Source organism: Rhizobium sp. 007 (assembly GCF_015353075.1).
Classification (GTDB): Bacteria; Pseudomonadota; Alphaproteobacteria; order Rhizobiales; family Rhizobiaceae; genus Rhizobium.
Genome location: NZ_CP064187.1, coordinates 2,866,209 through 2,885,046, shown reverse-complemented (window position 1 = coordinate 2,885,046; position 18,838 = coordinate 2,866,209). Strand labels below are relative to the sequence as shown.

General features: G+C 60.4%; 16 protein-coding genes and 1 pseudogene. 16 read left to right on the top strand and 1 reads right to left on the bottom strand.

Annotated features, from left to right (window positions below):
• Positions 1–5 precede the first annotated feature (5 nt).
• The 16 genes and pseudogenes from ISN39_RS14275 to ISN39_RS14200 all read left to right on the top strand — a co-directional run bounded on the left by ISN39_RS14275 (position 6) and on the right by ISN39_RS14200 (position 17,249).
• Positions 6–344, top strand: coding sequence for a type IV secretion system protein VirB3 (locus ISN39_RS14275; RefSeq protein WP_194727960.1), 339 nt, complete (start codon positions 6–8; stop codon positions 342–344).
• A complete protein-coding gene (locus ISN39_RS14270; protein WP_194727959.1) occupies positions 337–2,703 on the top strand; it encodes a VirB4 family type IV secretion system protein in 2,367 nt (788 codons plus the stop codon). Before ISN39_RS14275 ends, ISN39_RS14270 begins: the two co-directional genes overlap by 8 nt.
• Positions 2,703–3,401 (top strand): P-type DNA transfer protein VirB5, encoded by a 699-nt coding sequence (gene virB5, locus ISN39_RS14265; protein ID WP_194730208.1) that lies wholly within the window; start codon positions 2,703–2,705, stop codon positions 3,399–3,401. Before ISN39_RS14270 ends, virB5 begins: the two co-directional genes overlap by 1 nt.
• A gap of 197 nt (positions 3,402–3,598) precedes the next feature.
• Positions 3,599–4,531, top strand: a complete 933-nt coding sequence (locus tag ISN39_RS14260) for a type IV secretion system protein (RefSeq protein ID WP_194727958.1) — start codon at positions 3,599–3,601, stop codon at positions 4,529–4,531.
• A gap of 38 nt (positions 4,532–4,569) precedes the next feature.
• On the top strand, positions 4,570–4,839 hold the full coding sequence (locus ISN39_RS14255; RefSeq protein ID WP_194730207.1) for a hypothetical protein: 270 nt from the start codon (positions 4,570–4,572) through the stop codon (positions 4,837–4,839).
• A 1-nt stretch (position 4,840) separates the two neighbouring features.
• Positions 4,841–5,512: a virB8 family protein gene (locus ISN39_RS14250; RefSeq protein WP_194730206.1), complete on the top strand. Its 672-nt coding sequence runs from the start codon at positions 4,841–4,843 to the stop codon at positions 5,510–5,512.
• Complete coding sequence (virB9, locus tag ISN39_RS14245) at positions 5,509–6,366, top strand: P-type conjugative transfer protein VirB9 (protein WP_194727957.1); 858 nt, start codon at positions 5,509–5,511, stop codon at positions 6,364–6,366. Before ISN39_RS14250 ends, virB9 begins: the two co-directional genes overlap by 4 nt.
• 9 nt (positions 6,367–6,375) lie before the next feature.
• Positions 6,376–7,548, top strand: coding sequence for a type IV secretion system protein VirB10 (gene virB10 / locus ISN39_RS14240; RefSeq protein WP_194727956.1), 1,173 nt, complete (start codon positions 6,376–6,378; stop codon positions 7,546–7,548).
• 8 nt (positions 7,549–7,556) lie between these two features.
• Entirely contained in the window at positions 7,557–8,606 is a 1,050-nt protein-coding gene (virB11, locus tag ISN39_RS14235; RefSeq protein ID WP_194727955.1) for a P-type DNA transfer ATPase VirB11, read from the top strand.
• A gap of 240 nt (positions 8,607–8,846) precedes the next feature.
• Complete coding sequence (locus ISN39_RS14230) at positions 8,847–9,146, top strand: helix-turn-helix transcriptional regulator (RefSeq protein ID WP_348651957.1); 300 nt, start codon at positions 8,847–8,849, stop codon at positions 9,144–9,146.
• A gap of 20 nt (positions 9,147–9,166) precedes the next feature.
• Positions 9,167–10,387 (top strand): type II toxin-antitoxin system HipA family toxin, encoded by a 1,221-nt coding sequence (locus tag ISN39_RS14225; protein ID WP_246763216.1) that lies wholly within the window; start codon positions 9,167–9,169, stop codon positions 10,385–10,387.
• A 481-nt stretch (positions 10,388–10,868) separates the two neighbouring features.
• Positions 10,869–12,250 (top strand): annotated as a pseudogene (locus ISN39_RS14220) (ParB/RepB/Spo0J family partition protein); the annotation flags it as partial.
• A 252-nt stretch (positions 12,251–12,502) separates the two neighbouring features.
• Positions 12,503–13,693 carry a DUF932 domain-containing protein gene (locus ISN39_RS14215; RefSeq protein ID WP_194727953.1) on the top strand — a complete coding sequence of 397 codons (1,191 nt, stop codon included), beginning with the start codon at positions 12,503–12,505 and terminating at the stop codon, positions 13,691–13,693.
• Positions 13,694–13,991: 298 nt separating this feature from the next.
• On the top strand, positions 13,992–14,450 hold the full coding sequence (locus ISN39_RS14210; protein ID WP_194727952.1) for a (2Fe-2S)-binding protein: 459 nt from the start codon (positions 13,992–13,994) through the stop codon (positions 14,448–14,450).
• A 4-nt stretch (positions 14,451–14,454) separates the two neighbouring features.
• Entirely contained in the window at positions 14,455–16,608 is a 2,154-nt protein-coding gene (locus tag ISN39_RS14205; protein ID WP_194727951.1) for a molybdopterin cofactor-binding domain-containing protein, read from the top strand.
• Positions 16,609–16,610: 2 nt separating this feature from the next.
• Positions 16,611–17,249 (top strand): Isoquinoline 1-oxidoreductase subunit, encoded by a 639-nt coding sequence (locus ISN39_RS14200; protein ID WP_246763215.1) that lies wholly within the window; start codon positions 16,611–16,613, stop codon positions 17,247–17,249.
• Positions 17,250–17,362: 113 nt separating this feature from the next.
• Here ISN39_RS14200 and ISN39_RS14195 read toward each other — a convergent pair whose 3' ends face one another.
• On the bottom strand, positions 17,363–18,583 hold the full coding sequence (locus ISN39_RS14195) for a DUF1173 domain-containing protein (protein ID WP_194727950.1): 1,221 nt from the start codon (positions 18,581–18,583) through the stop codon (positions 17,363–17,365).
• Positions 18,584–18,838: the final 255 nt, after the last annotated feature.

Genomic DNA, 18,838 nt, shown 5'->3' with positions numbered 1-18,838 from the left:
GCGACATGGCGACAGCTCCCGACATCGAAGAAGACACCCTGTTCCTGGCCTGCACCCGGCCGGCGATGATTGCAGGTGTGACCATGGAGGCGATGGGCTTGAACATCATGCTGACGACGATCCTCTACATCACGGCGGGATCGATTGCCTATGCGCTTGTCGGCGTCGTCTTCCATTTCATGTTCCGAACGCTCGTCAAGCACGACCATAACATGTTCCGGATCCTGGTTTCTTGGATGGAGACCCGCGGTCGATCGCGCAACACCTCCTATTGGGGCGGGGCCACGCTCTCGCCGCTCAAGCTCACCAGACACTATGACGAAAGGGACCTAAGCCTTGCCTAGGAACGCAACGCTTCGATCCCGGGAACTCGGGCCGGAGACCTTCATTCCTTATGTGCGCCATATCGACGAGACGACGATCGGGCTCGGTACCAGAGCGCTGATGGTGATGATCGCGCTCGAAGGCGTCTCCTTTGAAACAGCGGACGTCATCGACCTCAACAGCCTGCACCGCAACCTCAACACTCTCTACCGGAATATCGCCGATGAGCGCCTCGCACTTTGGACGCATGTCATTCGCCGTCGCGACAACGGCTATCCGGAAGGACAATTCGCCAATCCTTTCTCCGATGCACTGAATTCAAGATATCGCGCGCGCATGATCGGCGAGGATCTGTTTCGCAACGATCTCTATCTTTCACTGGTCTGGCATCCCGCACGCGATCCCGCTGAAAGGGCCGTGAACCTTCTTTCCCGGCTGCGCAGGGCACGCCGGAGCGATGTCGAGCTCGACGAAACTGCGCTGAAGCAGCTGCGCAGCAAGCTATCCGACATCACCGCAGGCCTGAAACGCTTCGAGCCTCGCGTGCTGTCCCTCTACGAGCAGGACGGCATCCTGTTTTCCGAGCCGAGCGAAGTCCTTCATCAAATCGTGGGTGGCCGGCGCGAGCCCATTGCGTTGACTGAAGGAAGGATTTCATCGGCGATCTATTCGGATCGGGTGATTTTCGGCCGCGAGACCATCGAGATCCGTCACGAGGCCGAAAGCCGCTATGCCGGGATGTTCGGGTTCAAGGAATATCCGGCAGCGACCCGCAGCGGCATGCTCGACGGCATCCTGACGGCCCCGTTCGAGCTCATCCTCGCACAATCCTTCGCCTTCACCTCGAAAGCGGATGCGCGCAGCATCATGGGGCGCAAGCAGAACCAGATGGTCAGTGCCGGCGACAAGGCGGCGTCCCAGGCCGAAGAACTCGACGCTGCGATGGACGATCTCGAATCCAACCGCTTCGTACTCGGCGAGCATCACCTCACTCTTTCAGTCTTCGCTTCCTCAGTCAAAGCGCTCACTGACGATCTGGCGGAGGCCCGCTCGCACCTTACCAATGGCGGCGCGGTCGTCGCGCGCGAGGATCTCGGGCTTGAAGCGGCCTGGTGGGCACAACTGCCCGGCAACTTTCGCTACCGCGCGCGGTCTGGCGCCATCACATCCCGGAATTTTGCAGCACTTTCGCCTTTCCATTCCTATCCAACCGGGCACAAGGACGGAAATGAATGGGGACCAGCCGTTGCCCTGCTGAAGACCGCGTCCGGCTCGCCCTTCTACTTCAACTTCCACCACCGCGACCTTGGCAACACCTTCATCTGCGGTCCCTCGGGTGCCGGCAAGACCGTACTTTTGAACTTCATGCTCTCCCAACTCGAAAAGCACGATCCGCATATGGTCTTTTTCGACAAGGATCGTGGGTCGGACCTTTTCGTCCGGGCGGCGGGTGGCGCTTACCTGCCGGTGAGGAATGGCGTTGCCACCGGCTGCGCGCCGCTGAAGGCACTTGAGCTGACTGCGGAAAACAAGGCGTTTCTCACACGGTGGATCGGCAAGCTCGTCGGATCGGCGAAACGTGAACTGACGGTCACGGAGCTGCGCGACATCGCCTTGGCCGTCGACGGCTTGGCGGACCTGCCGGTCGAACGGCGTTCCATCGGCGCCTTGCGCGCCTTCCTCAACAATACCGACCCGGAGGGTATCGCCTCGCGGTTGCGGCGGTGGGAAAGGGGAGGGCCGCTTGGCTGGGTATTCGATAACGAGGCTGACGAGATCGGGATCGGCGCCAAATTCATCGGATACGACATGACGGATTTCCTCGACAACGAGGAAATCCGCACGCCGTTGATGGCCTATCTCTTCTTCCGCATCGAGCAGCTGATCGACGGGCGCCGCATCATCATCGTGATCGATGAATTCTGGAAGGCCTTACAGGACGAAGGTTTTCGCGACCTCGCCGAAAACAAGCTCAAGACGATCCGCAAACAGAACGGGCTCATGCTGTTTGCGACCCAAAGCCCGCGCGATGCCATTGTCTCGCCGATCGCCCACACGATCATCGAGCAGTGCCCGACGCAGATCTTCCTTCCCAATCCGCGTGGCGATCGTGCCGACTACGTCGATGGTTTCAAACTCACCGAACGGGAGTTCGAGCTTGTCGCTAGCGAACTGTCGGCCGAAAGCCGCCGCTTCATCGTCAAGCAGGGACACAACAGCGTCGTCGCAGAACTGAACCTCAAAGGCTTCGATGACCAGCTCGACATATTGTCCGGCCGCACCGCCAACGTGGAACTCGCCGAGGCGATCAGGGCGGAGGTCGGTGACCGGCGAGAGGACTGGCTGGCGGAATTTTGGCAAAGAAGGAGAGCGGGATGATGCAAAGAAAAAGTGCAGGGTTTGCTCTTATGGCGGCAGCTGCCTTGCTGTCGGCGGCAATGGCATCCGCACAGGGCATTCCGGTCATCGACCGGACGGCGATCTTAAAGCAGATCGAGAGCATCACACAGCTGAAGTCGCAGCTCGACACGCTGAACCAGCAGCTCCAGCAAGCCGAGCAGCTTTATGGGTCGTTGAACAAGATCACCAACATGGCAGATGTCGCAAGCCTGCTGAACGACCCTTCGATCCGCAAGGCGCTGCCACGCGACTTCAATGCCGTCGAAGGCCTGTTCAAGGGGTCGGGTACCGGCGTCTTCGGCAATTCCGCTTCGAATTTCCTTGAGAGCAACTCGACCTATCGCACCGACGCCAATGATTTCTACGCCCAGGAATTGTCGCGCGTCCAGAACCAGAATGCAGGGCAGATGAGCCTTGGCCAACAGATCTATGATGCGGCCACCACGCGCATCGAGGGCATCGATCAGCTGCGCCAGCGGATTTCCAGCGCCGCCGATGCCAAGGACGTCGCCGATCTTCAGGCACGGCTGCAGGCCGAAACGGCGTTTCTTCAAACCGACCTGCTGCGCATGCATGGTTTGCAGATGGTCCAGCAGGCGCAGGTGCAGGTCGATGACCAGCGAAAGGCGGAGGATTGGCGCAAGCGCATGGACGCAATGGGAGCGGCGCTCAAATGAAACATGCCCCTCCTGCAGTGATCGCGTCCGCCCAGCCGGTTTGTGCCGGCCAGACGGATGAAGGTGATGAGGCTTTGCTCGCCAACGTCATGGCCGAGTGCTGCAACAATTTAGTCAGACATGCTGACACGCCCAACACTACAGAGGCGGCGGGACTGCAGCTTCTTCGAATTCGCAAGTCACCCGGAGGCTAAGAGATGTATCAGGTCTTCAGTTTCGTGGACGGGCAGTTCAAGTCGCCCCTGGAGACGTTCATCTCGTCGGGTACCGCAAACATTGCCGCCTGGGTGAGTGGCCCGCTCACCGCGGCGCTGACGCTCTACGTCGTACTTTACGGCTACCTTGTGCTGCGCGGTTCCGTCCAGGAGCCCATCCTTGAGTTTGCGTTTCGGGCAATGAAGCTTGCAATCATCGTCATGCTGGTAAGGAACGCCAGCGAGTACCAGACCTATGTCACCGGTCTGTTCTTCGAGACGCTGCCCAAAGAGATTTCCGAGGCGCTGAACTCGGGCACCGCGCCGAGCGCCTCTACGTTCGACAGCCTGCTCGACAAGGGTCAGAAGGGCGCCCAGGAAATCTGGGCCCGTGCGTCCTGGCCGGTCGACATCGTCACCGGCATCGGCGGGATGATGGTCATTGGCGCGAGCTTTATTGTCGCGGCGATCGGTTACATCGTTTCCCTCTATGCGCGGCTGGCCCTTGCCATCGTGCTTGCGATTGGCCCGATCTTCATTGCGCTTGCAATGTTCCAGCCCACTCGCCGCTTCACCGAGTCCTGGATTGCGCAGCTTGCCAATTTCGTCATCCTCCAGGTCCTAGTCGTTGCGATCGGTTCGTTGTTGATCACCTGCGTCGACACGACCTTCACGGCGATCGAAAGCTATTCCGACGTGCTGATGCGCCCGATCGCGCTCTGCGCGATCTGCCTTGCAGCGCTTTACGTCTTCTATCAGCTGCCCGGTATTGCGTCGGCTCTCGCCGCGGGCGGGGCATCCTTGACCTACGGCTACGGCGCTGCTCGCGACGCTCACGAAAGCACGATTGCCTGGGCAGCCTCGCATTCGGCAAGAGCGCTCGGGCGAGGAGCCCGCCCGGTTTCGCGCCGTCTCAGACCGGGAGGGGAAAAATGACGTCCGCTCCCCTCAAGAAACGGACAGGTTGTGTGCGCATGCTTCGCATCGTTTCATTGTTTCTCATCGCCGGGGCACTTCCCGCCTGCAGCTCGATGACACACCCGCTTCCCAAATGTGACGGCTACTTCCGCCGGCCCCTGAACCGGGCCATGTGGCAACGCGAGGACGACGGCAAGCTGAAGCAGCCTGCGTCCGCCCCGGCAAGCCATGCCGCCTCCTACGCGCAGCAACCGGCCCCGGCCACGCCAGCCGCCTTCGCACACTTCGATGTCGAAGGTTCTTACCGTCCGTGCAAGGGCAAGTGACATGGTGACGCCGGATAATCTGAAGAGCTACTTCGACAAGGCGCGCCGGTTCGATCAGGATCGGCTGATCCAGGTGGAGCGTTCCGCCCGCATCGCCTGGTTCGTCGCTGGTTGTGCCGGCATCGTGGCCGTCGTCTCCGTCTTCGCCATTGCCGGGCTCACCCCGTTGAAAACGGTCGAGCCCTTCGTGGTCCGCGTCGACAACTCCACCGGCATCGTCGACGTCGTCTCCGCATTGACGTCGGCCGCCGGGAGCTATGATGAGGCCGTCACCAAATATTTCGCTGCCAAGTATGTGCGCGCGAGAGAAGGCTATGTCTGGAGCGAGGCCGAGGAGAATTTCCGGATCGTTGCCTTGCTCTCCACGCAGCCGGAGCAGACGCGTTTTGCGAGTGTCTACCGCGGCAGCAATCCGCAATCTCCGCAGAATATCTACGGCCGCAGCGCGACGGCGCGCATCAGCATTGTTTCGATCTCCCTGATCAATGCCAACGTGGCCTCCGTGCGCTACATGCGCACGAACACCCGCGGAGACGACGTGCGCACCACGCACTGGGTCGCAACGCTCACCTTTTCCTATGTCATCGCGCCGATGTCCTCCACCGACCGGCTGGTCAATCCCCTGGGCTTTGCCGTAAGCGAATATCGCGCCGATCCGGAGGCCGTCGATTGAAACAGATATTACTGATCGCCTCTGTTCTGAGTTTTGGTCTTTCATCGACGGCGGTTGCCTTGGAAATTCCCCGCGGCGCATCAAAGGACAGCCGTATCCGCTTCGTCGATTATCAGCCCTACAACATCACACGGATCGTCGGGACGTTGCGGTCGTCGGTGCAGATCGAGTTTGCCGCCGACGAGGAGATTGCCCATGTCGCCCTTGGCAACAGCGTTGCATGGGAGGTGGCGCCGGCCGGCAACATCCTGTTCCTGAAGCCGCGGGAACATCAGCCGGTGACCAATATCTCGGTTGTGACGGCCAGGCGCGACGGATCGACCCGCAGCTATCAGATGGAACTGACGGTGCGGGACGGAACGGTCGAAGCCGGACAGAACACCTATTTTTACGTGAAGTACCGCTACCCGGCCGATGAGGCGGACCGGCGCCGTCAGGAGGCCGCCGCCCGTGCCCAGGCTGCTGAGGCCGGTCGGGCGGACCAGGTGCTCGCGCTCCACGAGGCCTATGGGCCGCGAAACTGGCGCTATTCGGCGCAAGGTTCCGTGTCACTCGAACCTCAGGCCGTCTATGACAACGGCAAAGTCACCACTTTCGCCTTTGCCGGCAATCAGGAAATGCCGGCGATCTACATGGAAAACTCCGACGGCACCGAGGGCCTGGTTCCAAAATCCGTCGACGGCAATCTGGTGCTGGTTCATGCCATCAGCCGCAAGTTCATTCTGCGGCGGGGAGGGGATGTGCTGTGCGTGTTCAACGAGGCCTACGATCGTGTCGGCATCAACCCTGAAACCAACACGACGTCACCGTCCGTCGAGCGTGTCGTCAAGACGCAACCCGCTATCGCGCAATAGGAAAGTGTCATGGCTGCGGAAGACAACACACCGATCCCTGGAGAGCGCGCGGAAACATCGACCGGGCGGCGCCGGCTCGACAACAGCCCGATCCTGAAACGCGGCGCAGTTGCCGTTGCGATCGTTGCCTTCGTCGCTTTTGCGCTCTGGTCGATGCGCGGTCAGAACAAACCGCCAGAAGGAACCCACCCCGAGCGCGTCGTCATCCGCCAGACGTCGGATTTCGAGCCCGCCAAGGAACCGGTTCAACCAGTCGTGATGCCGACGGAGGTGCAACTGCCAACGCCTGTGGTAACCGAGGAGGCGCCGGCCGAGGAGGATAAGCTCCTCGACGCTGCCCGCCGCGCGCCGGTGATCGCTTATGGCGGCGAAAAGGCACCGGCTACCGACCGGCAGAACCAGAGTTCGGATGCTCCATCGAACGAATTTCCGTTCGACGCTAATCCCGGCACTCTCGGTTCGCAGGCGGAAAACGAAGACCAGCGGTTCAACAGGATGCTGACGCCGACGCAATTGCAGGGCTCGCGCGCCGGCATGCTTGGAAATCGCGATTTCATCGTCGCCATGGGAACGTCCATCCCTTGCGTGCTCGAAACAGCGCTTTCCTCGGACCAGCCGGGCTTTGCAAGCTGCGTCATCAACCGCGATGTGCTGTCGGACAATGGCCGCGTCGTGCTGATGGAAAAGGGTACCCAGATCGTTGGCGAATATCGCGGCGGTCTTCGCCGCGGTCAAAAACGCCTGTTTGTTCTGTGGAGCCGTGCCAAGACGCCGAAGGGCGTGATCATTACGCTCGCGTCGCCTGCGACCGATGCTCTCGGACGTGCCGGCATGGACGGCTTTGTCGACACCCACTGGTGGGAGCGCTTCGGCAGCGCAATCCTGCTGTCGATCGTCGGCGATGCGACCTCCTACGCGAGCAGCCGGCTGCAGGAACGTGATGTCGAGGCGCAGAATACCACGAGCGCCGGCCAGCAGGCCGCGGCGATCGCGGTGGAACAGTCGATCAATATCCCGCCGACGCTTCTGAAAAACCAGGGCGACCTGGTCTTAATCTTCGTGGCGCGGGATCTTGATTTCTCTGGCGTTTACCGCCTTCGCGTCACGGAGCCTCGCAACAGGATCTATGACCGCGCCGTTCTCGGGGATGTCAGCCCGGCTTCCACTCTGGTCACCAAATAGGTACGCCGATGACGGAAGGAGCAGATTGCGATGTCGTGCGCGAGCTTCTTGCGCCAATCTCCGCCTTTCTGCGCGACATGTCGCTTTACGAGATCATCGTCAACTGGCCGGGTCAGGTGGTGACCGAGGGGACGGCCGGATGGCAGACCCACGATCTGCCGGATCTATCGTTCGACAAGCTGATGCGTCTCGCACGCGCTGTCGCAAGCTATTCCAATCAAGCGATCGATGAAACACGGCCGATCCTGTCGGCCACCCTGCCAGACGATGAGCGAATCCAGATCGTGATCCCACCGGCAACGACGAAGGGAACGGTCAGCGTTACGATCCGAAAGCCGTCGTCCGTTTCGCTAAGCCTCGACGATCTCGATGACGGCGGCCTGTTCGACGATGGCGTGAAAGCCGAAAGAGACGGCAACGCGTCTGGCCGCAAGCTTTTGGGGTTCTACAGGAACAGGTCCTACAAGGCGTTTCTGCGCGAAGCCGTCCAGGCGAGAAAGAACATCATCATTTCCGGCGCAACGGGCTCCGGCAAAACGACCTTGTCGAAGGCGCTGATCCGTCATATTCCGTCAAGCGAGCGGATCATTTCGATCGAAGACACGCCCGAGCTGGTCATCCCGCAATCGAACCACGTTCGTCTCTTTTATTCCAAGGGAGGTCAGGGCCTGGCGAAGATCGGCGCCAAGGACCTGCTGGAATCTAGCCTGCGCATGCGGCCGGACCGAATTCTGCTGCAGGAACTGCGAGACGGAACGGCATTCTATTACATCCGCAATGTCAATTCGGGGCACCCAGGTTCGATCACGACGGTGCATGCCGACTCCGCGCAGCTCGCCTTCGAACAGCTGACCTTGCTGGTCAAGGAATCGGAAGGCGGCAGGGACGTCGACAGGCATGATATCCGTGCGCTGTTGATGATCGCCATCGACGTCATCGTCCAGTGCAAACGCATCGATGGACGGTTTCGGGTGAGCGAGGTTTATTACCGGGACGCGCAAGAGACCACCGTCGGCATGTCCGATGGCAGCAGCCGCGATCATCGTGAATGCCGGTAGCTTCGCGAGGGATTTGCTGTTTTGCATGGTCTGCACCCGCCGCGAGCTCGGCTCCGATTTTGGCGGATCATAGGCCACCGGGTCGGGCGACGGCGGGTCGTCCAGTCAGAAGCGGCGAGGTTGAGATCGCAGGCCTCAGAGGGAGAGGAGGAGGGGAGTTCTGTGATATCGCGACATTGAAAATTATTCTAAGTGCTATTATATTAGCACTTAAGCTCCGAAATCGAGATATGTGCTATTATGCTCGCGTTTAATTTGAGTTCTCCCGCCGAGGTAATAAGAGATCTCTCATTAAGAATGAAGCGTCGACGTATCGACGCCGGCCTCACGCAGAGGGAGCTCGCGACAAGGGCTGGCGTTTCATATGGATCTTTAAGACTGTTCGAAGAGGCAGGAAAGATTTCGCTAGAAGCTATCGTGAAGATTGCGTTTGTCCTAGAAGCCGAGGCTGAGTTCGAGCACTTGTTTCCGCCTCGGCCGCCGAAGACAATTGACGATGTCGTTGGCCGACCTGTCAGGCAGAGGGTGCGGAAGAAGTGAGATTCACGCCGATCCGAAAAATGAGTGTCGTTCTCAATATCGAGGGGGGGCAGAGAAATCTAGGAACCCTCGCGTGGAGCAGCGACGAACGTCGGGCCTATTTCGAATACGCGGCAGAATTCCTTGCCGCGCCTTTGCTGGTGTCCCCCTTCAACTTGAAAGCAAATCCGGGCCTCCACGCGGCGCCGCGCGATCCGTTCGACGGCCTCCATGGATTGTTTAACGACAGTCTGCCCGACGGATGGGGACGACTCCTGCTTGATCGCCGTCTTCAGAGGGCCGGTATCGACTATCACCGCCTCACTCCACTGGATCGCCTCTCCGCGGTGGGGAAGAATGGAATGGGAGCGCTGGCGTACATTCCCGAGCTACCCGACGAGAAGAAACTTGCCGATAACATGGACTGGGATTGGTTCGTCGAGCAGGTCGAGTTGGTCCAGGCGGAGATGGATACTGCCGACCTCGATACGCTGCAGGGCGCTCAGGGCGGCTCTGCGGGTGCGCGTCCAAAAATCATGATAGGATTTAACCCGGCCAACAACGCCTTCGTTATCGACTACGGCCAGGACATGCAACGCGGTTTCGACCGATGGATGGTGAAGGCGCGAAGCGTTGGCGACCCAATCGACATCGGCGTCGAGGAGCAGGCATATGCTTTGATGGCGCGCGCCGCCGACCTGGAAATGGCCGAGACGCGGGTATTCAACACAAAGAAGGGTAACCGTCTCTTCGCAACGAAACGATTTGATCGCACGCCTGCCGGCCGGCTGCACATGCATACCGCCAGCGGCATCCTGAATGCCAACCATCGCCAGGCATCGTTGAACTACGAACATCTCCATAAGCTGACGTTCATGATGACACGTGACAGTTCCGAAGTCCTCCGGATGTTTCGGCATATGGTCTTCAACGTGTATGCTCGGAATCGAGACGACCACGCGAAGAACCACGCCTTCCTCATGAGGGCAGACGGACGATGGAAGCTCTCTCCCGCGTACGACCTTACCTTCTCCGATGGGCCTGGCGGAGAGCACAGCGCTGCCATTGCGGGCGAAGGCAGAAATCCAGGCGTGCAGCACATGCTGGCCGTCGCTAGAGCAGCGTCGATCCCTGACCGTGACGCCAAGCATGTCATCGATGAGGTCCGGGCAGCTATTGAACGCTGGCCACAATTCGCCGAGCAAGCGGGGCTATCCAAGTCCCGGACAAACGAACTTGATCGGATTCTAAACGATAGATGACCCGCTGAGGCACTCCGCCGCCATGGCGATTGAGATAATTTCGTGTTTTCCACCCCTACACGTTCGCGGAAACCAACACGCTGCGCCTTGAGCGACAGTTTCCTCATCTTATTCTGCACAGTTTCGGGCGCTTTAGATGACGCCGCAGTGGCCACCCGTGGTTCGCGCTTCGACAGCGAGAAGTCGCGCAAAGTGTTACCCGTTGCCTCGTTGATCTGGATCGCGTTGCCGATCCTGGCACGCTCATGGCGACGCGTAGGGACGGGCTGGACGGAACGTGGTCGCAGCGTGAGAGCCGCATGCACTTGATCAGATATTGATCGGGACATGTTGCCCAAGTGGCTCGACATCCGCGAGCCGGCGGCCACAACCATTGAAGCGGTGCGGGTGGCGGCTGAAAGAGAGAGGGGGGAGGGGAATTCCGTGACGGGTTGGCAAAGGTCGGAGAGAGGCTCCGGCCGGTCCGTCGTGGAGAAATGACATGGCTAAAGCCATTCAGGAAGTTACTCTCAATCGGTCGGAGGACATCCCCTTCGACAAGCTTGAACTCTCGCAACAGAACGTCCGCAAAATCAAGGCGGGTGTTTCGATCGAGGATCTGGCCGAAGATATCGTTCTTCGCAAGCTTCTACAGAGCCTCAATGTCCGGCCGATCCTTGGCGAGAACGGCGAGGAAACCGGCAGGTACAATGTTCTTGCCGGTGGCCGGCGATACCGTGCGCTCGAACTGCTGGTCAAGCAGAAGCGCATGGCGAAGACGGAACCGGTCCCTTGCATCGTCAAGCGCGGCGGCGACACATCCGCCGAGGACGATTCCCTGGCCGAAAACGTCCAGCGTGTCGATCTTCATCCTCTGGACCAGTTCCGAGCCTTCCAGACGCTCCGCAAGCAAGGTCTAGGCGAGGAGGAGATCGCTGCCCGCTTCTTCGTCTCGATCGCAACCGTGAAGCAGCGGCTGCGGCTTGCTTCCGTCTCGCCGCGTCTTCTTCATCTTTATGCCGCCGGCGAGATGGCGCTTGAACAGATCATCGCGTTCTCGATCACCAACGATCATGTTCGCCAGGAACAGGTCTGGGATACGGCATCGCGGTCGCATGCGCGGGAGGCCTATTACATTCGCCGCCTGCTGACCGAAACGGCGATCCGTGCCAGCGACCGCCGGGCGGTCTACGTCGGGGTCGAGGCTTACGAGGCTGCCGGCGGCATGGTGATGCGCGACCTGTTCGAGCAGGATCAAGGTGGTTGGCTCCAGGAGCCGGCACTGCTGGAAAAGTTAGCGGTCGACAAGCTCAAGGCCGACGCTGAAACTCTCAAAAGCACCGAGGGGTGGAAATGGGTCGAGGCTGCCTTCGATTTCCCCTACGGCCATGCCTCCGGGCTTCGCCGCTTCTACGGCAAGCAGGCGGACATGACCAGGGACGAGCCTGCCCGTTACGACACTCTCAAGGCCGAATACGACAAGCTCGACGCTGACTATGCTGCCGCTCAAGGCTCCTCCGAGGAGACGGAAAAGCAGCTCGAAGACCTCGGTGCAGAGCTCGACCGGCTCAAAGATCGGCCCTTTGTGTTCGATTCCGAGGAAGTAGCCCGCGGCGGTGTCTTCATCTCGCTTAGTAACGGTGGAGAGTTGAAGATCGATCGTGGCTTCGTCCGGCCGGAGGATGAGCCGAAGGCAGAAGCCGAAGCAAGCGGCGACAATGTAGACGGCGACATAGAGGCCGCGACCGGAGGTGCGGTTTCAACGAATAGCGCTGCACCCGCTGGCGACCAGGACGAGGAAGAAGACGACCGTCCGGCCGCTTCCCTGACCGGCCGGTGCTCGATCTCACCGTGGCGCGCACCATCCCCCCGCGCAATGCCCTGGTGACGGCATCCTCATCGGCACCTGCAAGGGACGCAATGATAACCGGTGGATCAACCATTTCGTCGCCTTGACCCCGCTCGATGACATGGGCGCCCTTGCCGCCAGTGTTCGTTCGATCACCGGTCTCGCCGGTCGGCACCGGCCCGCCCAGCCTAATGTCGCGCGGCCTGATCGCTGCTGCGCCTTTTATCAACCTCGCCCGGCATTAGCAGAACGCGATGACCGGCCTCATTCGTTCAAGGAGCTTCATCATGAACCTGTCAACAGCCTCTTCTCGCCCCGTTACCTCCGGCTACGGTGTCGATATCTCACGTGGCAACCGCATCGGCCGGGTGTCGTCGGAATGGTTTTTCCGTCCCGACGACGAACGTTATCTCTCACTCGGTGACCTTTACGAAGCGGTCAAGTCCCGCAGTGAGCGGGCGCACGCCCGCACCGTCGAAAGCTCTACAATCCGCCTCGAGGCCACACACGACAATGCCGAACGTCTCGAACTCATCGTTCCCGGCCAGCGGCAGCCGATCGCGCCGACGCACTGGAGCTATGGCCAACTGTGCAGCCTGGTCGGCGCTCCCGCCACCTATATGCGCCAGCTGCCGGCCCCACTTGCCGCGATCAATCTCCAGCATGGTCTGCTCAACCATCGCGCCGAGCTGGTGAAGACCCTTGAAATGGACGACGGCCGCATCGAGCTTCGGGCGGTGACGGGCCCCGAATACGGGCGGATCTGGGACCACGAGCTCGTTGCGGCTGTGATGAATATCGCCGGAAATGGAACCGGCGACACGATCTGGAAAGTGCCGGGGGTTCTCGACTGGTCGACGATGACGCACAACCCTTTTGTGGACGTGACCAAGGACACCACCACGCTCTACGCCAGCGATCGTGATGTCTTTTTGTTTTTGGTCGACGATACCCGTCCGATCGAAGCCGGGCGGCTGGCGAATGGCGAACCGGACCTTTTTTTCCGCGGCTTCTATGCCTGGAACTCCGAAGTCGGATCGAAGTCCCTCGGCATTGCTTCCTTCTATCTTCGCGCGGTCTGCGCCAACAGGAATCTCTGGGGCACGGAAAATTTCGAGGAGATCAATATCCGGCACTCCAAGTTTGCCGGTCAGCGTTTCGCGCACGAGGCGGCGCCCGCATTGACAAGTTTCACGAATTCCTCCCCCGCGCCCTTCGTCGCCGGCATCCGGGCGGCCCGCGAGCGGATCGTAGCCAGCAACGATGAGGATCGCCAGACCTTCCTGCGCCGGCGCGGTTTCTCGAAGAGCGAGACCGGCAAGATTATCCAGACGGTCCTGTCCGAAGAAGGCAGGCCGCCGGAATCGATCTTCGATTTCGTCCAGGGCATCACGGCCTTGGCGCGCGAGAAGACCCATCAGGACACCCGCCTCGAATTGGAAGGCAAGGCTGGGAAACTGCTCGAGCAGGCGTCCTGACCATCGGCCAGTCTGGCTGGCTAACCCGAAAACGTCAGACATCTCCCCGAGAGAACTCGTTGCCCGGCGATCTGCCCGGGCTTTTTCCCCTCGGCTGACATCGGCGCTGGCTTGCATTCGAGCGCTAGCGGCGAGATCGAGGCGCCTTCGCGCAAGCTCGCTCGGAAGGAGCGGCCGATCGTCACTTGGTTCTGGCATGCTGGTATCACAAGATTACAACTTGCGGCGTTCCGCACTTTCAGCTAATTTAGCCGCCGCTGTATGTTCGTTTGAGGGGCGGCTTCCAGCCGACGTTCACATGTCCTACGATCTTTCAGTCAATGGTAAGAACTACGCCGTCGATGTGGATGGCGATATTCCGCTTTTATGGGTGCTGCGCGACACCATAGGTCTCACTGGAACGAAATTCGGCTGCGGCATCGCCATGTGCGGAGCCTGCACGGTGCATGTCGATGGTGCGCCCGTGCGCTCGTGTGTGATGCCGGTCGCCGAGGTGGCCGCCAAGCCGATCACCACGATCGAGGCGATTGGCGAGACTGACGAAGGCGCTCGGGTACAGAAGGCCTGGCTGGACATCGATGTCGTCCAATGTGGTTACTGTCAGTCTGGACAGATCATGTCCGCCACCGCGCTACTTGCTGCCAATCCGTCGCCCACCGACGACGATATCGATGCCGTCATGGCCGGAAATATCTGTCGATGCGGCACTTATCCGCGCATTCGGGCGGCGATCAAACTGGCTGCCCAGGCGAGGTGATGCGATGTCCATCCACGACAAAGTCAACCTTGCTGTTTCGCGTCGGCATTTTCTGATCGGCGCATCGCTGAGCGGAGCAGGCCTGGTCATCGGCCTTCGGCCGTCGCCGTCATGCGCTGCCGCAGAGGCGTTTGAAGCAAATGCCTTCATTCGCATTCCTGCGGAAGGCAAGATTGTTTTCATCATGCCCTCCGTGGAGATGGGGCAAGGCATCTATACCTCGGTGGCGATGCTGCTGGCCGAAGAGCTGGAAGTCCGCCTCGATCAGATCACGCTGGAGCATGCACCTGCTGATCCTGCACGTTATGCAAATCCTTTGATAGGTGATCAGATCACCGGCGGTTCCCTTGCCATTCGCGCTGTTTACGAGCAGATGCGCAAGGCAGGTGCCACGGCCCGGATCATGCTGGTAAACGCTGCTGCGCATGGTTGGAACGTCGCAGTGGATACGTGCAAGGCCGAGGCCGGGCATGTCGTTCACGCTGCAAGCGGCCGCCGCGCCGACTACGGGAGCCTGATACAGGCTGCAGCATCAGAGCCCGTTCCGCAGGAAGTTCCGCTAAAATCCGCGTCCAGCTTCAAAGTGATCGGCCAGTCCATCCGACGTCTCGACAGCCCCGAGAAGGTCAACGGCACGGCCAAGTTCGGTATCGACGCCCGCCCGGAAGGCGTGTCCTATGCGGCGATAGCGATCTGTCCCCACTTCGGCGGGAAACTGCGATCGGTCACGGATGGACCGGCAATGGCGGTCAAGGGGGTCCGACAGGTCGTCCGGATCGAGGATGCAGTCGCCATCGTGGCCGACAATACTGGTGCCGCACGCAAGGGGCTTGCAGCACTTTCCATCGAGTGGGAGCAGGGCGCCGATGGTGCTCTCTCGCTGGCCGATCTCGAGAAGCGCGCGGAGGACGCGATCGGCGGCAACGCCTTGCCCCACATAAACGAAGGCGATGTCGCAAAGGCGGAATCCGAACACAAGCCCGCCCTTGAATTCGTCTACCGCCTACCGATCCTCACGCATTCGGCGATGGAGCCGATGAATTGCACGGTTCACGTCCGCAACGATAGCTGCGACGTATGGGTCGGCACCCAGGTGCTGGGCCGGGCAAGACAAGTGGTTGCTGACGTCACAGGCCTCCCGTTGGATAAGGTCGTCGTGCACAACCACCTTCTCGGTGGCGGTTTTGGCCGGAGGCTCGATGTCGACGGCGTCATTCTGGCGGCGAAGATCGCAAAGCAGGTGGATGGCCCGGTTAAGGTCACCTGGAGCCGCGAGGAAGACATCCGCCACGACTGCTACCGCTATCTAAATTACAGTAAGATCACCGCGACGCTGGGTGCCGATGGCATGCCGGTTTCCTGGCGGCATCGCGTCATCGGCCCATCCGTTATGGCGCGTTGGCTACCGGCCTTCACGCGCGATGGCATAGACCTCGACATCATGACTGGTGCGGAGACGCCGTATGCGATCCCGAACAAATATACGGACTTCGTGCGCCACGAGGCTCCGGACGGAATGTTGACGGGCAACTGGCGCGGCGTCGGTGCCACGCGCAACGTCCCGGCAATCGAAGGCGGCGTCGACGAACTGGCTCACGCCGCGGGCATCGACCCGCTCGATTACCGCAGGCGGCTGCTTCGGCATAAGCCGCGCCTCCTAGGTGTCCTCGACCTAGCGGCGGAGAAGGCGGACTGGTCGACCACTCTCCCCCAAGGCAAGGGAAGGGGTATCGCCCTTTTGGAGGATTTCGGAAGCTTTGCCGCGATGATCTCCGAAGTAAGCGTAGGGGAAGATGGCAAGCTCAAGACCGACCGCATCATCTGCGCTGTCGACTGTGGCCAGATCATCAATCCAGACACGGTAGAAGCCCAGATACAGAGCGGCATCATCTACGGCCTCAGCGCTGCACTCTACGGACGCATCACGGTCCAGAACGGTGCCGTAGTGGAGGGCAACTTCGACGATTCTCCCGTTCTGCGAATACACGAGACGCCGAAGATCGAGGTGCATATCGTGCCCAGTTCCGAGGCACCAGGCGGCATAGGGGAGGTTGGCACACCCGGTGTTGCACCCTCGCTCTTCAATGCGATCTTTGCGGCAACCGGCAAGCGGCTGCGGTCGCTGCCGATCGATCAGAACGAATTGCGGAGAGTGTGATCATGGCCAAGCGGTTTCTCGCTATCCCGCTCGCCGCTGTTGTCGCTACGATCGGGAGCGTTGCCGGCTTAGGACCATTGGGCTATGCCGAAACATCGGATGGTGGAGCGCTGAAGACCGTCTCCGATTTCGATGCGATAACGCAGACCAGCGAGCGCTCAAAAGCTATCTTCGAAGAAGCCAGCCGTGTCATGACGCATCCACGCTGCATAAACTGCCATCCGGCAACGCGCAGCCCGACGCAGGGAGAAGACATGCATCCGCATGTGCCGTTGATGAATGCCAGCCATAGCTCGCTGGGTCCGGCTGGGCTTGTCTGCAGCACTTGCCACGGTGCGGAGAATCGCCCGATCGTAGGCAGCCGCATGAAATCCATTCCGGGCAACGCACACTGGTCATTGGCCCCGGCCAGCATGGCCTGGCAAGGGCTGACGGTGGGTGACATATGTCGGCAGGTAAAAGATACAAGCCGGAACGGCAATCGTTCGCATGCCGACCTCATACGCCATATGGGCGAAGACCATCTGGTCGGCTGGGCTTGGCATCCGGGGGAAGGACGCAGTGCCCCTCCAGGCTCGCAGGAGACCTTTGCCGCGCTTGTCGCCGCCTGGGTCGAGACTGGGGCCGAATGTCCAGATTGAGCAGTGGCACGCTGCTAGACAGCCGTTGGCGAACCGGCACCCTTTTTGTGGCATTTGCCAAGGTAACTCCGGAATTTTAACGGCAGTTCACGGAGCTTGCATCCCCCACGGGCCTACTCTCGTCCAGCTGCGCCGTCGTGGCGAACTGGCAGCGGCGGCATTTCTCCATCGGCAATGCGCCAGATCCAGGGCGTCATCTCCGGCCTCGCGGCCAACATCTCGGCAAGCGTACGTTCATACTCCTCATCAGCGCCGGCTGGCACGACGCACATCGCCACCGGCACCGGGCATTGTTCCGGCAGCGTTACGCAAACGACCGGCTGATCGCGAGACAGGTTGAATCGCAGACTTTTGACACTCTTGCGCCGGAGATCTGCCAGCCGGTCAAGCAACCGCTGTTCATGTACGGTTTCGAAGGGGATCCAGTTCTGGTTGACGACCATCAGGGCAATTTCCTCGACCGAGGCAATGCCGGCCCCCGAAATGCCGAAGGTGGCGATAGCAACCAAATGAAACGCCTCGTTCGACCGCCAGATCTCCAGCTCGGTCGCGTAACGGGCATTCAGGCGCCGCCAAGCTCCATCGTCAATCATGAACGGAAAGGGCATGTGTCGGATGCTGATCTTCCAGCCATCGCGCGCTGGCGTAGAATCCTTCACCTCTGCGACGAGAAGCATGAGCGTCCTTGGCCCCGAACCCGCCGCTTGCAGGCCGGACAGTGCGGCTGCCCGCCTGGCGGCAATCCCCTCCCTGTCTTCCGCATGAAATACCTCCGGCACGAAGAGGATGTCGCTCAAAGGTTTGCCGCGTGCCGTCATCTGCTTTGCGGCATTGATGAGGCTGCCGCGGACCCGCCCCCAGCCGCGCCTTCCCGACCACAGCGAGGTCCATTCCGTCAGTTCCCCGACTTCCCAGAGATAATGCAGCACGGCCCGTAGCGAGAGCTTTTTTGTTTCGTTCCGGATCGTATCGGACGGTTCGCCGGAAGGGGTTGCGGCGGCCCGCGATCCTCTTTTCGACAGCGAAAAGTCAAACGCAAGCGCCGCTGTTCCAGTCGTTTCGTCAAGACGGATCGCATTGCCGACGAGGGGGCCAAGGCCGGAAAGCTCGTAAGGCGGTTCGTAGGAGGGGCAGGCGGGATCGTGATCGCGCCCGGAAAGAGGCATGCGTTTGACGAGATACTGCCCGTCGAACCTCGCGATATACATCGGGACCGCCGGCTCCCGGCACTGGCAGGAGGGCCGGAGTTTCTGCTCGTAAGCACAAGCAAGCAGCGCCTGCAGCTCGCAAGAGCCCTCATCAAGTGAACGGTCGACGATCAGAAACTGCCGCACGTCGTTCCTTCCGTCTTTCTGCCCGCAATGGGTGATCGCGCCGAATTTTCTGGAGTTGTAGCACGAACTCCATGAGTTTTACTATCGCAAATAAGTCAGTATAGAGTGTCATCTCAGATGAGTCGTTGGACCGGGCGATGGTTGCGCAATGGAGGGAGAGAGGGGCTGGGAAGGGTTGGCCTTGCGGGACCAGGAGAGCGCCCGGGTAGGCCGGTCCATTCCTGCTCTCGAGAGGTTTCCCGTGAAGACGATCTC

What these genes read in the sequence shown, in the direction of transcription:
- ISN39_RS14275 (WP_194727960.1), top strand. Translation starts at nt 6, where the DNA reads ATGGCGACAGCTCCCGACATCGAAGAAGACACCCTGTTCCTGGCCTGC.
- virB5 (WP_194730208.1), top strand. Translation starts at nt 2,703, where the DNA reads ATGCAAAGAAAAAGTGCAGGGTTTGCTCTTATGGCGGCAGCTGCCTTG.
- ISN39_RS14260 (WP_194727958.1), top strand. Translation starts at nt 3,599, where the DNA reads ATGTATCAGGTCTTCAGTTTCGTGGACGGGCAGTTCAAGTCGCCCCTG.
- ISN39_RS14255 (WP_194730207.1), top strand. Translation starts at nt 4,570, where the DNA reads ATGCTTCGCATCGTTTCATTGTTTCTCATCGCCGGGGCACTTCCCGCC.
- ISN39_RS14250 (WP_194730206.1), top strand. Translation starts at nt 4,841, where the DNA reads ATGGTGACGCCGGATAATCTGAAGAGCTACTTCGACAAGGCGCGCCGG.
- virB10 (WP_194727956.1), top strand. Translation starts at nt 6,376, where the DNA reads ATGGCTGCGGAAGACAACACACCGATCCCTGGAGAGCGCGCGGAAACA.
- virB11 (WP_194727955.1), top strand. Translation starts at nt 7,557, where the DNA reads ATGACGGAAGGAGCAGATTGCGATGTCGTGCGCGAGCTTCTTGCGCCA.
- ISN39_RS14230 (WP_348651957.1), top strand. Translation starts at nt 8,847, where the DNA reads ATGCTCGCGTTTAATTTGAGTTCTCCCGCCGAGGTAATAAGAGATCTC.
- ISN39_RS14225 (WP_246763216.1), top strand. Translation starts at nt 9,167, where the DNA reads ATGAGTGTCGTTCTCAATATCGAGGGGGGGCAGAGAAATCTAGGAACC.
- ISN39_RS14215 (WP_194727953.1), top strand. Translation starts at nt 12,503, where the DNA reads ATGAACCTGTCAACAGCCTCTTCTCGCCCCGTTACCTCCGGCTACGGT.
- ISN39_RS14210 (WP_194727952.1), top strand. Translation starts at nt 13,992, where the DNA reads ATGTCCTACGATCTTTCAGTCAATGGTAAGAACTACGCCGTCGATGTG.
- ISN39_RS14205 (WP_194727951.1), top strand. Translation starts at nt 14,455, where the DNA reads ATGTCCATCCACGACAAAGTCAACCTTGCTGTTTCGCGTCGGCATTTT.
- ISN39_RS14200 (WP_246763215.1), top strand. Translation starts at nt 16,611, where the DNA reads ATGGCCAAGCGGTTTCTCGCTATCCCGCTCGCCGCTGTTGTCGCTACG.